We start from the raw sequence: 15,751 nt of genomic DNA, 5'->3' as shown, positions 1-15,751 counted from the left end.
TTTTCTGAAAGCGATTTTAAAGATGACAAAAATATTGAACGTGCGCAACCTGGAGAAAAGCTATTCCAGCGGCTCCAAGCAGCTCACGGTACTACACGACATAAGCTTTGATATTGAAGAAAAAGAGACTTTTGCGATCGTAGGGCCTTCGGGTAGTGGAAAGACTACCTTGCTCGGTCTTTGCGCCGGCCTGGACCGACCCGATTCCGGAAGTATAGAGCTCTGCAATACCAACCTCAGCGAACTTTCAGAAGATGAGCGCGCAGTGCTGCGTAACCAGAAAATAGGCTTCATATTCCAGGATTTTCAACTCCTTCCAACCCTAACAGCGCTCGAAAATGTTGCGGTTCCCCTGGAACTTCAGGGTGCCAAAAATGCCATGAAAATTAGTAAAGAGCTCCTGGATAAGGTTGGCCTGGGTGACAGGTATGATCATTATCCATCGCAGCTCTCGGGCGGGGAACAACAACGGGTGGCAGTAGCAAGAGCTTTTTCAAATAATCCGGCTATTCTTTTTGCAGATGAACCCACGGGTAACCTTGATGCCGAAACGGGGGAGAAAATTATTGAACTGCTGTTTGAACTCAACAGAGAAGCGGGAACTACATTAGTGATTGTGACTCATGATCTTGATCTCGCCGGGATGACACAGCGAATTCTGCGTCTTAAAGGCGGAAAAATAATTGAGTCTCATGAGCAAGTTTAGTTCAACCTCCTCTTTTTCCTGGCTGGTAAAAATGGCCTGGCGTGACGGGAAAGCCAGCAGTCGAAAACTGGTTCTCTTTATGGCTTCCATAGTACTCGGAATTGCAGCTGTAGTGGCCATACAGTCTTTTGGCGAAACTTTGAAAGACAATATTGCTCTTCAGTCCAAATCCATGATGGGTGCCGACTATAAAATTGATATGGATAAAGCTCCGGGTGAAGAGATCCTGTCTATAATGGATTCCCTGGGAGGTGCCAAAGCCAGGGAAATCAGCTTTGTTTCTATGGCAGCTTTTCCCGGAAAAGACGGGACTAAGCTGGTGCAGGTTCGGGGAATCGAAGGCGGATTCCCATTATACGGAGAGCTGGAGACAGATCCTCCTAATGCTGCAAGTATTTACCAGGAAGAAGGACAAGCTCTTATTGATGCCACTGTCATGAAGCAATTAGGCTTAAGTCCCGGAGACAAAGTGAAAATTGGAGAGGTAGTGCTTCCAATTGCCGGTGCTTTAATATCAATACCTGGCAGTAATGCTTTTTTCTCTTCTGTAGCACCTCCGGCAGTTATTCCTTCCAGATTTATTGAAGAAAGCGGACTGGTGCAAACCGGAAGCCGGATCTCTTATGACTTTTATTTTACTGCAGCACCCAACACCAGCCTTGAACAGCTGGATGAAGTGCTGGATCCAAGGCTGGATGAAATGGAGGCAGATCTTGACACTCACACCTCCACCAGTGAAAGATTGGGGCGCCGCTATGAAAACTTCGGAAAGTTCCTGAACCTGGTCGCATTTATCGCACTGCTTCTTGGCTGCGTAGGCATTGCAAGTGCCATTAACATCTATATCAAAGGGAAGCTAAAGGCAGTAGCGGTATTGAAGTGCCTGGGAGCAACAAAAAGACAGACCTTCTATATCTACCTGCTTCAAATTGCAGGAATGGGTTTGCTGGGAGGCATTATAGGAACTGTCACAGGGTTATTCTTACAGCAACTTTTTCCTCTCCTGCTCAGGGATCTTTTACCTGTAGATGTAGAGATGAATGTCTCACTTCAGATTGTACTTATTGGCCTTCTTCTGGGAATCTTTATGGCAGTACTGTTCGCCCTGATCCCTTTAATTGGCACCCTTTACATTTCACCTTTACAGGCTTTAAGAGTTCAGAGCGGCAGTAATAAGAAAAAGGGTAAAGCAGAACTGGCAGTCCTGGGTGCTATCTTTCTGTTCATTCTTCTATTCTCCTATTGGCTATTACAGGACTGGAGATATTCCCTGGCCTTTGTCTTTGGAATTATCGTGACCTTTTCCATTCTTGCGGGAATTGCGCGACTGTTCATGAAAGCCATTCGCGACAATTTTCCTTCCAACTGGGGCTTTCCTGCACGACAAAGCTTGCAGAATCTTTACAGGCCGCAAAATCAAACTTTAACCCTTGTTCTGGCAATTGGTGTCGGAGCTTTTTTAATTAGCACCCTATACTTCACGAAAGATATTCTACTGGCACAGGCATCTATCGATGCGCAAACCGATAGCCCTAATATGATCCTGCTCGATGTACAGGCGGGACAGGAGAAAGATGTGGAACAAACGATCATAAGTAGTGGGAATCCCGTCCTGGATGACATTCCCATAGTGACCATGCGGGTACATACTCTTAAGGGAAGAACCGTAAATGAGATAAGGGAAGACTCCACCTCGAATATTAACCGATGGGTCTTAAATCATGAGTTCAGGGTGACCTATAGGGACTCTCTTATCAATTCTGAAGAACTTACTGCCGGAGAATGGATCCCCAAAGTAACAGATCCTAACCTCATTCCAATTTCTGTGAGTGACAATTTCGCTGAAGACGCAAAAGTTGAAATTGGAGATAAGGTCTCCTTTAACGTGCAGGGGGTGATCATGAACACCGTAGTTCGCAGTGTAAGAACAGTGGACTGGAGCCGGATGCAACCCAATTTCTCTATAGTCTTCCCTAAGGGAATATTAGAAGATGCACCGCAGTTCAGGGTGATCACTACGAAGGTGGCAGATGAAAATGCCTCGGCTTCTCTCCAACAGGACCTGGTTCAATTGTATCCGAACATATCAATTATTGATCTGCGACAGATCCTCAAGGTGGTAGAAGACCTGCTCAACAAGATCGCGTGGCTTATTAACTTCATGGCCTTTTTCAGCATCCTGACAGGAATAATTGTGCTTTTGGGGGCAGTGAGGACCAGTAAATTTCAGCGGATAAGAGAAAGTGTACTACTTCGAACCATAGGTGCCCGTAGTAAGCAGATCCTAAAGATCCTGACCCTGGAATATTTCTACCTTGGAGCATTGGGAACCCTTTCGGGCATTTTCCTTTCCCTCATAAGCGGGCAACTGCTGGCCTGGCTGTTATTTGACACCGCATTTGCCCCCTCGTATTTCCCATTTTTGGTCCTGTTCCCTGCAATTACTTTGCTGGTCATGATCATTGGTCTCACAAATAGTATTAGTGTAATAAAGAGTCCGCCGCTAGAAGTACTAAGGAAGGAAAGCTATTAAAGGGACGGATATTCAATCTTTCTTCTGAAATTTTTGTTTCAGGTGTCCTCTCAAAAAGGCCATTTTTAAAGCTGATTTCTGCTGGTCTTCCTTTTCAAATTCCCGAACTTTGAACAAAGAAATTTATTGCTATGTCTCTTACGAAAACTCCCTTACCCTATTCCATTCTTGAGCTCGCAAGTGTTGGAGTGGATTCCTCTGTACAGGAAACCTTTAATAATAGTCTGCATCTCGCCCAGACAGCGGAAGAAATGGGCTACCACAGGTTTTGGCTGGCAGAGCATCACAATATGAAAAGCATTGCCAGTTCGGCAACCTCTGTGCTTATTGGCTACATCGCAGGGGGCACAAAAAAGATAAAAGTGGGTAGTGGCGGCATTATGCTCCCAAACCACTCCCCTCTCATAGTTTCGGAACAATTTGGCACTTTAGGCTCCCTCTATCCCGGCAGGATCGATCTTGGGCTGGGAAGAGCTCCGGGCACAGATCAGATCACAGCACATGCCATTCGGAGCGATCGCATGCAGGCAGTCTATAAATTTCCGGAGGAGATAGATGAGATCCGGCAATATTTTTCGACAGAAAATAAGGATGCCAAAGTACGGGCTACAGTAGCTGAAGGTGTTGATGTTCCTATCTACATCCTGGGATCAAGTACAGATAGTGCTCATGTTGCGGCAGCAAAAGGTTTACCCTACGCTTTTGCCAGTCATTTTGCACCTGCCCAGCTTTTTGAGGCGCTTAATATCTACTACAACAAATTTCAGCCTTCAAAATATCTTGAAGAGCCTTATACCATTGGCTGTGTCAATGTTATTGCTGCCGAAACCGATGAGGAGGCAGAAAAGATCTCCACCAGCCTTCTTAGGTTGATGTTGGGGGTGATGACCGGCAACATTGACTATATGCAACCGCCTGTTCCCATGAATGATGAATTACGGGAGCTAGCCGCGAATCCAGCATTTCAAAAAATGTTGAAATATGCCTTTATTGGCAGTAAGGAAAAGGTGAAGAAACAAACGGCGGAATTTCTGAAACAAACCGGAGTCAATGAGATCATGGTCGCTTCTCATATTTACCATCACCGGGACAGGCTGGAATCCTACAGGATCTTTTCAGAAGTAATGCAGGAGCTCAATTCAAAGTAAAGGTGCGGTCAATATTAGCTGCGAATTTTTAAATTTATACGATGCAATTACACCTATACCAGATCAACGCTTTTACAGACCGCATATTCAGCGGAAATCCTGCCTGTGTGGTCCCACTGTCTGAATGGCTGCCCGATGAAACCCTCCTTAAAATAGCAAAAGAGAATGCAGTTGCCGAAACTGCCTTTTTTGTAGATATGGGTTATAAGTTTCACCTGAGATGGTTCACCCCCGAAATGGAAATGGATCTCTGTGGACACGCTACTCTCGCAGCTGCTCACGCCTTGAAAGAGATCAGAAAATATTCCCCCAATACCATCATTTTCGAGACCCTTAGCGGGGAACTAAAAGTTACCGTTGAAGATGGAAGATACGTGCTTGATCTACCATCTAGAAAACCTACCACTACTCCTCTTCCCGAGCTTCTTGAAAGATCTCTGAATATTCAGCCTAAGGAAACACTTAAGGCACGGGATTTTGTCCTGGTATATTCGAACGAGCAGGAAGTGAGAGATATAGAGATCGACCGCAACTGGTTTGACCAACTTGAACTTGGTACCGGTGGAGTAACAGTTACCGCTAAAGGAACAGAAAGTGATTTCGTTTCCCGCTTCTTCACCCCCGGAGCTTCTGTTTTTGAAGATCCTGTTACCGGTTCAGCCCATTGTTCCCTTACCCCCTACTGGAGTGAGAAGTTCGGACAGAATGAATTAATGGCACAGCAACTCTCTGAGCGTGGCGGTCGATTGTTCTGCCGGAATAAAAACCACCGGGTTGAAGTTGCAGGCAGCGCCCGTACCTACTCCATCGGAAAACTTTTTACTGAATAGCTTAGCTATTGATCTCTTTAGCTGCACGAAAACCCGATCTTATAGCTCCTTCCATCGTACTTCTCAAAATACTGGTATGCTCGCCTGCAAAGTGAATATTTCCCTGTGCTGCCTGCAGGTCTCTTAAATGAGCAGTAACATCGCCGGGCGCAGGCCAACTGGGGCCACCAAGAGCATAGGGATCTTCTCCCCAGGCTTTGAAATATCCACCGATGAAATGATCTTTTACCCCGGGATGCACTTTTTCCATTTCATTCAATTGCCTTTCAATTGCTTCCTCTTCCGTCAGGTCTCTTAATTGTTTTGCACGGTCACCGGCAACATAACTTTCGAGAATGGCCGGTCCTTCCTCCTTATTTTTCATATTGTGATAAGGGTTGATCTGCATCACAGGAAGATCTGTAAAAGCCATCCCCGAGAGGCCCTGGCTTCTCCAGAAAGGTTCATCTACCTGGAGGTAGACCCGGGTTAGGTCGATCTTTGGCATTTCATCTATGGCCTCTGTCTTAGCTGCGGAAAGAGGAGGGTCAAAAGTGACATTTTTGAGAACCTTTAGTGGCAGGCTTACTATGACCTCGTCTCCCCTAAAGCTTCTGCTTTCCCCATTTTTGTGAGCTGAGACCTCTACTCCTTCTCCTGTATCCCTTATACTTTTTACCTCCACCCCGTAATTAATATCATCCTTCATTCGCGCAGCCATTTCTTTTGGCAGAAGATCATTTCCACCTTTTAAAACAAATGGCATTCCGCTCATGAAAAGTCCAAAATCTGACATCGCCATGGACAAACCGGAAGTTTTGTGAGGTACGGCAGCAAACCACTGGGTGTTCTGCAAAAGTTTTACAGCTCCCTCGCTGGCACCTTGTTTTTTAAGATACTCTGCAAGAGACATTTTATCAAAATTAACCACAGGGGCCTTATCCCATAGATTAGGGTCACCTGCTTCTTTAGGTAAGGTTTCAATTATGTATTTCTGAACCAGGGCCATAGGATCTTTTCCCTGCTCCTCAGGATGAAGCTCGTATGGCCAATTTACCTGTTCGCCGGCTTTGGCAGTAATACGCTCACCATTAAGGTGGTAAATAATTTCCTCTTCAGGCCAGGCATAAGGTATGGTCTCAAGTTGAAATTCCTTGATCAGCTTTACAGCTTCAGTATAACTTTCAGAATATGCTGCAGCGCCCTCTTCGGCATATAGACCTTCAGCAAATGGTTTACTTACGGTTGAGACCCTGCCTCCGGGCCTGTTGCGGGCCTCAAGAACCGTTACTTCATGTCCATCTTTACGCAGTTGCCAGGCAGCAGCAAGCCCTGCAAGTCCGGCGCCGACTACAACCACCTTCTTTTTTGTAGTTGTTTTACCTGAAAGGAATTCTGCAGCCGAAAGACCAGCAGGATAAAATATCCCTGTGCCCAAAGCGCCCATTCCCATGCCAATTTGTATTAAAAATGTTTTGCGTGAAATTCTGCCCTTGTTCTCTTTTTTCATCATTATATAGGTTGATTAGTATCTTCATGATCAAAGAATAAAGTAGGGGGATATTCTGTCCACTGAAATTAGGGAAAAATAACATCAGCAGCTGCCTGATAATCAAATATATAAAATTTTTTAAAACTTCTTCGGAATGCTAAGCCTTACCCATGTAGGTAGCTTCCTGCAATTGAATTTTGCATAAAAATTTCTCTCCGATTTCATATCATAAGATATCAAAAATCAATTTCTTGTTTAAGAAGTACAGCGTGATTTCCTTTGACAGGAAAAGCATTGGTAATTTACTTAATGACGTGGTGCCGGCTATTACGAGCCCGGAAACGTGGCCTCAAAATGTCATTTTTGACTGCTAATGTTTTAAGCCACACAACTTTGTTCGGTTTCCTTCGCACCCTTTACAAAATACATCTTCATCATTCCTTTATTCTTTACATTGATCTCACCTCTAAAATCACAGTCAAAATCTTCTTTAATAAGGCTATATGTATTTTCGGAAATATTAATTTTGCCAATTTCTGAAGTTGTTTCCATGCGGGCAGCAATATTCACTGCATCCCCCCATATATCATAGGCCCATTTTTTATTACCTACCACTCCGGCCACCACAGGTCCCGAATTGATCCCAATCCTGACTTCAAACCTGGTTTCCTTCCCCGATTCCATCTCGCGTGCTTTCCTCACGAACGAAAGCATTTCACAAGCTGCGGCTACAACCCGATGTGCGTGATCTTCTACAGGAAAAGGCACCCCTGAAGCACACATATAGGCATCACCTACCGTTTTTATCTTCTCCAGCCCATATCGTTCGACGATCTCATCAAATTTTGAGAAATAGAAGTCCACACTTTTTACTAATTCTTCCGGCGGTAGGTTTTCGGCGTAATGGGTAAAATTTTTAAAGTCGGTGAAGAGCACCGTTACGGCTTCAAATCGCTTGGCCTTTACTTTGCCTTTTTCTTTAAGCTCCATTGCTGTTTCCTGAGGCAGGATGTTTAAAAGTAATTGATCGGACCTGTTCTTTTCCTTTTCAATGATCTTTTTGGTTCTGCCAATGTACTTATTACGCCTGTAGAGTCCCAGAGCAAGAAGCATGATCAAGAACAAAGCAACGGCAGTAGCAATTACCACATTCCGTTGATTTGCCTTTTGCTCGTTGAGAAGATCAACTTCGGTTTGTTTTCTGGAAAGTTCAAAATTGGTCCGCAGATCGGCCATTTCCTCTATGGTCTTCACATCTTTTATACTATCTCTGTATGCAATATAATTCTTGTAATTATTAAGGGCCTGTGCAGAATTTCCCATGCCTTCATAGATCTGGTAGAGCTGATAATGTATTTCCTCCTGCTCCTTTCTCAGTCCGTATTGCCTAGTGACGTCAAGAGCCTCTTCAGCAAATTCAAGGGCAGCATATTCCTGACCCTTATCCAAATAGATTTGAGTCATTGTTTTTAAAAAATCTGCAATCGCATAAAAATCCTTCTCCTCCTGCAGGAGATCTATGGCCTGATTAAGATATTTTTCCGCTTCATAGGAGTTCCCCTGCAGTGCATATATGCGACCCAGGTTACCCAAACTATATGCCTCGTAAGATTCTTCGCCATGAGCTTTAAAAATTTCTCGGGCTTCAGTGATGGGTTTAAGAGCTAGATCGGCCTGTCCTTTCTCAAGCAGATCATCTCCCTTATTATAGAGCACAAGACCGAACACAAGAGATTCTCCATCTTTTCTTAGTAATTCAATTCCTCTATTGTAATAAGTTTGAGAATTAGCAAAATCACCGCTTTCAGAATAAGTATTAGCTATTTCAACATTCGCTATACCCAACTCCATTTCGAGACCGGTTTCTTCTCCAATTTGCGCGGCTTTAAACAAAAATTCCAAAGATTTGTCATAATCTGCTGCGTAGCGCCATCCCACGCCATGTATTCGATAAACCTTTATTTTCAAGGAATCGTGAGCATCCTGCTCCAGTTTTTTTAAAGCAAGAGAAGAGTATTTAAGAATGCTGTCTGCACTCTTTTCTTTTTCTGCTATTTCAATGAGTAGCCAGGCATCTTCACTTCTCTCGGGATCTGAATAATAGACCTGCTTTAGAGAGTCCCTATAGGTCTCCTGAGCAAGGCTGTCTTTGAAAGAAAAGCTGCAAAGTAAAAAAACTAATATGAATGGAAATCCTTTCATTCAACTGAGACCATTCTGATTTTTGGATCTACTTCGTATTCAGCTTTATGATCTTTGATCCTGAAGCTAATAGAATAGCTTTCTAAACCTTCAATATAGTCATCGACTACCCTGGCCATGTATGCACCGCTGTGTGCGGGATCCTTTCCAATATCTTTTAGGAGCTTAGGCCCACCATTTTTTCTTTTAACTCCGGTGATCTCTATAGTGTCCCTTTGTTCATCTTCGGGTTGTCCAAACCAGAATACTTTCTGTCCTGCATTTACATCTGAAGTAAAATTGACCGGGTCCCCCTGTGGTTCCTTGTTACCACGGTTATCTTTAAACCTGACGTTTTTGTCAACGTTGCCCGGTTGGATCTCTTTGGTATCCACGATCATGTAGATCTTGGTGTTCTCTGCTCCCATATCTGCAAAATTTTGGTTAATTAATTGATTATTAAGTTAGTGAAGAAAGTTCAGCTTGTCAACAAAATTCGTTGAAGTACAGGAAAGTGAGCCTTAAGAACTAGCCTTGCCTAAAGGCTGGAAGCCAAAGACGACAGTACTACTAAATTTTTGTTAATCAACTAATTAGCCCATTTAATTAATGTTAATTTAATAGCATACATTTCGTTTAACATCCAGATTCCCCCACCAACAACCCATAATCCTATTATTATGCAGGGGGAAAAACATTTACTTGAAAAAGTAAGACAACAGGAGGCTCAACTGGCGCTTTTGAGTAATGTACAGGAAGGTTTGCTTTCAAGGAAAGAAATTGGAGAGATTTATGTCGAACTGGGTGAAAAGATAAAGGACCTGTTCGACACTCAGGTCGCTGCGATAAGCACCTTCAACCTGGCGACAGATAAGGAAATCTTTCATTATGTCTTTGAAGAAGGAGAACGCCACTACCCTATCCCCCGACCCATAGATAAATTAAGGCAACGCCTTATCTCGACTGCTGAGATCATTTACATTAGTGAGGATGCAGATGCAGTCTGGACCCGGATCACAGGGGAAGAACCTACAGTAATCCCCGGAACCAAAGCAACAAAATCGGCTCTATACGTGCCAATGATAGCGGGGAATACAGTTTTTGGCTATATAAGCATTCAAAACGTCGACCGCGAACATGCTTTTAAAGAGGAAGATATCCGGCTGCTAAACACTATTGCATCAACTATTGGTGTGACTCTTGAAAACGCCCGACTTTTCAATGAAACTGAAGAAAGAAATGCTGAATTGGCGGTGATTAACAGTGTACAGCAGGGGTTGGTTGCAGAAACCGATATGCAGGACATCTATGACCTGGTGGGAGACAAGATCAGGAATCTTTTTGAAGCCCAGGTCGCAGCCATAGCTACTTTCGATCTTTCAAACAAACTGGAAATCTTCAACTACCTGTATGAGGACGGGAAGAGATATTATCCAAACAGCCAGAAATATAATAAACTAAGACAATGGATAATAGAGAATAAACAACCTCTACATATAAAGGAAAACATCGACCAAAGGATCGAAGAGATCACCGGTGAGGAGCACGTTCCCGTGGAAGGTACCAGGAGGGCAAAGTCGCTGGTATTCGTTCCATTAACGGTGGGAGACCGTGTAACCGGTTACGTTTCCCTTCAAAATCTCGATAAGGAAAACGCATTTTCAGATGCTAACGTTCGCCTGCTTACCACCCTCGCCAACAGTATGAGTGTGGCTTTGGAAAACGCCCGGTTATTTAGTGAAACCACCCAGCGTAATGCCGAGCTTGATGTCATTAACAGTGTACAGGAAGGTCTTATGGCCAAAATGGACCTTCAAAAGATATATGAACTGGTAGGAAACAAAACACGCGACCTCTTCGATGCCCAGGTGGTTTCAATTGCCACCTTTGATTTGGAAAAGCAGCAGGAGAGTTTCAACTATAATTTTGAAAATGGAAAGCGGATTTATCCAAAACCGAGGAGCTTAGATAAGTTCCGGGAATTATTAATCCGGGAGAAGGAGACGATCCATTTAAAGGAAAGTGTCAAAGATTTTCTCAAAAACCTGATGGGTAAAGATCCGGAAGCTCTTCCGGGAACGGTCTTACCCAAAACCATGGTCTTCGTTCCTATGCTAATCGCAGGAGAGGTCAAAGGATATGTTTCCCTGCAAAATCTGGATCATGAAAATGCCTTCAGTGATTCCGATATACGATTGCTCAACACCCTGGTGAACAGTATGAGTGTTGCCCTCGAGAACGCCCGTCTTTTTAATGAGACCACCCGATTATTGGACGAAACCGAGAAAAGAAATTCAGAACTACAGATCATCAACAGTGTGCAGGAAGGATTGGTAAAAGAATTAGATATGAGAGCGATCTATAAGGAGGTTGGAGACAGGATCTGCGAAGTTCTACATACCCAAACTCTCATTATTAGAACCTTTGACCTGCAAGAGAATTTAGAAAATTGGGAGTATGCAGTTGAAGGTGGTGAAGAAATGACCTCAGAACCACGACCCATTATTTGGGCCAATAAAATTTTAATCGAAAGCAAAGAACCTCTTCTCATAAATAAAGATTATCAGGAAACTGCAAGAAAGCATGGAAGCAGAGGTTTTACAGAAGGATTGGTACCAAAATCAGCCATTTTTATTCCCATGGTCGTTGGAGATGTAATAAAGGGATCTGTTAGTCTTCAGAATATTAAAAAGGAATTTGCATTCAATGAAGACGACGTTAGACTTCTCACTACCCTTACCAATAGTATGAGCTTTGCGATAGAAAACGCCAGATTGTTCAATGAGACCACACGCTTACTTGAGGAAACTGAACGGCGGGCAGCAGAATTGCATACGGTAAACAACATTAGTAAGGCAATTGTCTCTCAACTGGAGTTGGACGCATTAATAGGCCTGGTAGGAGAACAGATGAGGAGCACTTTCAGTGCTGATATTGTCTATTTGGCCCTGTATGACCGCCAAACCAATATGCTGAATTTCCCATATTACTACGGAGATATATCTCAATCCCGGAAGTTCGGAAATGGGATAACCGAAAAGATAATTTTGAACAAGGAGCCATTGCTGGTCAATACCAACCTAGATGAAACTTATGAAAAAATAAAGGCTGAAAAAAGGGGCCAAATGGTCTCATCCTATCTTGGAGTACCTATAATGGCCGGGGAAGAAGCAATTGGAGTCATTAGTGTACAGAGTAAGGAAAAAGGAAATAAATTTTCTATTCACGACGAACATCTTCTTACAACCATAGCTGCCAATGTGGGGATTGCAATACAGAATGCTGAATCTTACCAAAAAATGAAAGCTGCCCTGGGAGAACTTAAAGCAGCTCAAAACCAGTTGGTACAACAGGAAAAACTGGCTTCCCTGGGGCAACTCACTGCAGGTATAGCGCATGAGATCAAAAATCCACTAAACTTTGTGAACAATTTTTCTGATGTTAGCATAGAACTTATAGAAGAGGCTAAAGAAGAACTGTTAGATGTTAAAGCTGAAAATAGATCTAATACCATAGATTCAGAAAGGAAACAAGCATCTTTAGAGAGCATTGAAGAACTGCTTACAGATATAGAAAAGAATCTGAAAAAGATCCACGAGCATGGAACCCGGGCCGATACTATTGTGAAATCTATGTTGCAACACAGCAGGGGCGGTACTGGTAAAATGCAGCCAACAGACCTCAACCTGCTCATCAAAGAATACGTAAATCTGGCCTTCCACGGGATGCGCGCAGGAAAGCACCCTGTCAATGTGAACATAAAATTTGATCTCGATGAAAACCTGGGCCTTATCCCGGTGATAAGGGAAGATTTTAGCAGGGTTATTCTCAACTTATGCAATAATGCTTTTGATGCAATAAGAGAAAAACTTCATTCTACAAAATTTTCTCCCGAACTGGTGGTACACACTACCCGAAACGAAAATGCTGTAGAATTGGTCGTAGAAGACAACGGACCGGGAATTCCTGATGAGATCAAGGATAAGATCCTGCAGCCATTTTTTACCACTAAAAAGGGTACTGAAGGGACCGGATTGGGATTAAGTATCACCAATGATATTATGAAAGCTCATGGAGGAAAAATGGATGTTGAGACCTCCCCTGTAAGTGGAACAAAATTCATTCTACAGCTATCTGCAAATAATCTTGTACAAACCGGCGTCTAAATAAGCTTTCAAAAATGACATTTTTAAGACCTATTCTATCGTTGTTTTTTGCTGATATTCTTTTGGGAAGTAATTGCCGCTAGTTGCGGGTGAAAGAGCAGAGTTCAGGATCCAACTACTCCTAAATGGAGATCATATAACTTTTTATTAAATCTTTAAAATATGAACAGTTACTCTAAAGAATAAGTTATGTAGTATTTTTTTTCTTAACTTAATCACATAGAGTTTCCCAAACCAATGGAAAATAAAGAATTAAAAACAGAAGATCCGGTATTTGCCAAGCTTGTTCAGGCATTAAAAAAAGAGTTGGCCTTGCAGAAAGAAAACGATCTCAATTTTCAGCTTCACCTAAAAAAGTCCGGAGAGGATTGGAAACTGCAGAATCTGAAGGCTGTCGCTCCCGGCGGAGCTATGGATGCGGAACTGGCAAAATACAGGAAGAACCTTGCAGCTGCAAAAAAACAGCTGAAAGCGGCCGAACAACAACTCATTAAGCAGGAAAAACTGGCTGGTTTGGGGCTCCTCACGGCAGGTATAGCTCATGAGATCAAAAACCCCCTGAATTTCATCACCAACTTCTCCGACCTCAGCTTGGAATACCTTGAGGAGATCGAAGAAATTCTGCAGGATCTAAGAAATCCAAAAGAGATAGAAGAAGCTTTTAACCTCATTGAGTACATAAGATCGAACCTAAGTAAGATCCGGACTCACGGGCACCGGGCCGAGGGCATTGTAAGATCAATGTTGCTCCACAGCCGTGGCGGTAACGGAAATTACGAACCCGAAGACCTGAATGCTTTAATCAGGGAATACGTCAACCTCGCTTTCCATGGTATGAGGGCCAATAAGAATTCCATTAATGTGGATATACAGCTTGAACTTGAGCCGAATCTCGGAAATGTTAAACTAAACGCCGAAAGTTTTAGCCGGGTTATTCTTAACCTGTGTAAAAATGCCTTTGATGCGATGAGAGAAAAAGTAGAATCCACTCCGGCTGTAGAGGATTATAAACCTGTTCTAAAGGTGATAACTACTACAGAAGAGGATAAAGCCGTAGTCATCATTGAAGACAATGGCCCGGGAGTTCCGGAAGATATTAAGAAAAAGATCCTTACTCCTTTTTTCACCACCAAGAAAGGTGCAGAAGGCACCGGATTGGGTTTGAGCATAAGCAAAGAGATCATTCAGGAACACAAAGCCTCACTTGATATTGAGACCGGCGAAGGGGAGTATACCCGCTTCAGGATAGAATTGAACAAAAATCTTTAAAATATTGCTATGAAAATATTAATTGTCGATGATGAAAAGGATGTGGAAATGTTATTCCGCCAAAAATTCCGGAAGGAGACAAAACAGGAAGACCTGGAGTTGGTCTTTGCTTTTTCGGGACAGGAGGCGTTGGAAATCCTGGAGGAGTCCAATCCCCCTTCTGTGGTCTATGTTTTTTCAGATATCAATATGCCCGGAATGACGGGTCTTGAACTGCTCCAGATCATTAAACAGAAGTTTCCGGAAATGAAGGTGAGTATGATCTCTGCTTATGGAGATTCCGAGAATTATAACAAGGCAATTAATTCAGGAGCAAAAGAATTTTTCACCAAACCCATTGATTTTGTTTCCCTAAAAGAGGAAATAAGAGGAATCATTAATAGCTAAAATGGAACTATGGCAAAGATCCTGGTAGTTGATGATGAAGCCGATCTTGAGGTACTTATTAAGCAAAAGTTCCGGCAGAAAATAAGGCAGAATGAATACGAGTTTCTTTTTGCCCTAAATGGGCGCCATGCGCTTGAACAGCTGGAAAGTAACCCGGATGTTGATCTTGTGCTCAGTGACATCAATATGCCCGAAATGGACGGTCTTACGTTGCTGGCAAAAATTAGCGAAAAGAACTCCTTGTTGAAATCGGTCATTGTTTCAGCTTATGGAGACATGGAAAATATACGCATCGCCATGAACCGGGGAGCTTTTGATTTTGTCACCAAGCCCGTAGATTTTAAAGATCTTGAAATAACAATAGATAAGACAATCAAACATGTAAGCCAATTAAAGGAAACCCTGAAAGCAGTCAAGGAAAATGATATTTTAAGGATGTATGTAGATGAAACCGTTCTCAACTTCATGGGAAAGAATGGTGTGGAAAATGCCCTTTTTGAGAATGAGACCGTGGAAGGCTCTGTAGCTTTTATTGATATTGTGGAATTTACCCGTATTAGCGAAACCGAAGCGCCAGATGTTGTCGTGAAACTGCTTAATAAGTACTTTGATATGATGGTAAAAGAGATCATCAATCAAAATGGAATTGTAGATAAATTCATGGGTGACTGCATAATGGCCGTCTTTAAGGGAGAATACCATCTTGATCGTGCTGTTGAGGCCAGCCTTGCAATAAGGGAAAGACTTCAAAAAGTAGAACAGGATAAGGAAGAGGAGGAAGCTTTCAAACTAAAGATCTCCATCGGGATCAATTCGGGCGAAATGGTTTCAGGTAACATTGGCTCCAGTACTTTAAAAAGACTGGATTATACTGTTATAGGAGATGTGGTAAATGTCGCGGCCCGTCTACAAACAGCGGCATCTGTCAACCAGATCCTCATAACAGCTGCAAATTTTGAAAAGATAAAAGAATCCTTTCAATGTAAAGAGGTCGGCTTGATTAACTTCAAAAATAAAAAAGAAACTGTACAAGCTTATGAAGTCTTAAGCTAGCAATCAT

Annotated in this window: 11 protein-coding genes; 8 read left to right on the top strand and 3 right to left on the bottom strand. The window is 42.8% G+C overall.

Features of this window, described 5'->3' with window-relative positions; translation table 11 throughout:
- The first annotated feature begins 22 nt into the window (after positions 1-22).
- From ACXYMT_RS12880 to ACXYMT_RS12865, 4 genes are all read left to right on the top strand, one after another.
- Positions 23-706: an ABC transporter ATP-binding protein gene (locus ACXYMT_RS12880; RefSeq protein WP_459059510.1), complete on the top strand. Its 684-nt coding sequence runs from the start codon at positions 23-25 to the stop codon at positions 704-706.
- On the top strand, positions 693-3,239 hold the full coding sequence (locus ACXYMT_RS12875; RefSeq protein WP_459059509.1) for an ABC transporter permease: 2,547 nt from the start codon (positions 693-695) through the stop codon (positions 3,237-3,239). Before ACXYMT_RS12880 ends, ACXYMT_RS12875 begins: the two co-directional genes overlap by 14 nt.
- A gap of 131 nt (positions 3,240-3,370) precedes the next feature.
- On the top strand, positions 3,371-4,387 hold the full coding sequence (locus tag ACXYMT_RS12870) for an LLM class flavin-dependent oxidoreductase (RefSeq protein ID WP_459059508.1): 1,017 nt from the start codon (positions 3,371-3,373) through the stop codon (positions 4,385-4,387).
- Positions 4,388-4,428: 41 nt separating this feature from the next.
- The gene (locus ACXYMT_RS12865; protein WP_459059507.1) at positions 4,429-5,217 is read left to right on the top strand and encodes a PhzF family phenazine biosynthesis protein; all 789 of its coding nucleotides are present in this window, start codon (positions 4,429-4,431) and stop codon (positions 5,215-5,217) included.
- Between the two features lies 1 nt (position 5,218).
- On the opposite strand, the gene ACXYMT_RS12860 is transcribed toward ACXYMT_RS12865, so the two are convergent.
- The 3 genes from ACXYMT_RS12860 to ACXYMT_RS12850 all read right to left on the bottom strand — a co-directional run bounded on the left by ACXYMT_RS12860 (position 5,219) and on the right by ACXYMT_RS12850 (position 9,297).
- Complete coding sequence (locus ACXYMT_RS12860; RefSeq protein WP_459059506.1) at positions 5,219-6,709, bottom strand: flavin monoamine oxidase family protein; 1,491 nt, start codon at positions 6,707-6,709, stop codon at positions 5,219-5,221.
- Between the two features lie 357 nt (positions 6,710-7,066).
- Positions 7,067-8,890 carry an adenylate/guanylate cyclase domain-containing protein gene (locus ACXYMT_RS12855; protein WP_459059505.1) on the bottom strand — a complete coding sequence of 608 codons (1,824 nt, stop codon included), beginning with the start codon at positions 8,888-8,890 and terminating at the stop codon, positions 7,067-7,069.
- Positions 8,887-9,297 carry a hypothetical protein gene (locus ACXYMT_RS12850; protein WP_459059504.1) on the bottom strand — a complete coding sequence of 137 codons (411 nt, stop codon included), beginning with the start codon at positions 9,295-9,297 and terminating at the stop codon, positions 8,887-8,889. Before ACXYMT_RS12850 ends, ACXYMT_RS12855 begins: the two co-directional genes overlap by 4 nt.
- A gap of 252 nt (positions 9,298-9,549) precedes the next feature.
- Between ACXYMT_RS12850 and ACXYMT_RS12845 the strand changes: the two genes are divergently transcribed.
- The 4 genes from ACXYMT_RS12845 (at position 9,550) to ACXYMT_RS12830 (ending at position 15,744) form a co-directional block, all read left to right on the top strand.
- Positions 9,550-13,035, top strand: coding sequence for a GAF domain-containing sensor histidine kinase (locus ACXYMT_RS12845; RefSeq protein WP_459059503.1), 3,486 nt, complete (start codon positions 9,550-9,552; stop codon positions 13,033-13,035).
- Positions 13,036-13,272: 237 nt separating this feature from the next.
- Complete coding sequence (locus tag ACXYMT_RS12840) at positions 13,273-14,304, top strand: sensor histidine kinase (protein WP_459059502.1); 1,032 nt, start codon at positions 13,273-13,275, stop codon at positions 14,302-14,304.
- Positions 14,305-14,313: 9 nt separating this feature from the next.
- Positions 14,314-14,691: a response regulator gene (locus ACXYMT_RS12835; RefSeq protein WP_459059501.1), complete on the top strand. Its 378-nt coding sequence runs from the start codon at positions 14,314-14,316 to the stop codon at positions 14,689-14,691.
- Positions 14,692-14,700: 9 nt separating this feature from the next.
- The gene (locus ACXYMT_RS12830) at positions 14,701-15,744 is read left to right on the top strand and encodes an adenylate/guanylate cyclase domain-containing protein (protein WP_459059500.1); all 1,044 of its coding nucleotides are present in this window, start codon (positions 14,701-14,703) and stop codon (positions 15,742-15,744) included.
- Positions 15,745-15,751: the final 7 nt, after the last annotated feature.

Source organism: Salinimicrobium sp. CAU 1759 (genome assembly GCF_054482715.1).
This window is presented reverse-complemented; position numbering and strand designations above follow the sequence as displayed.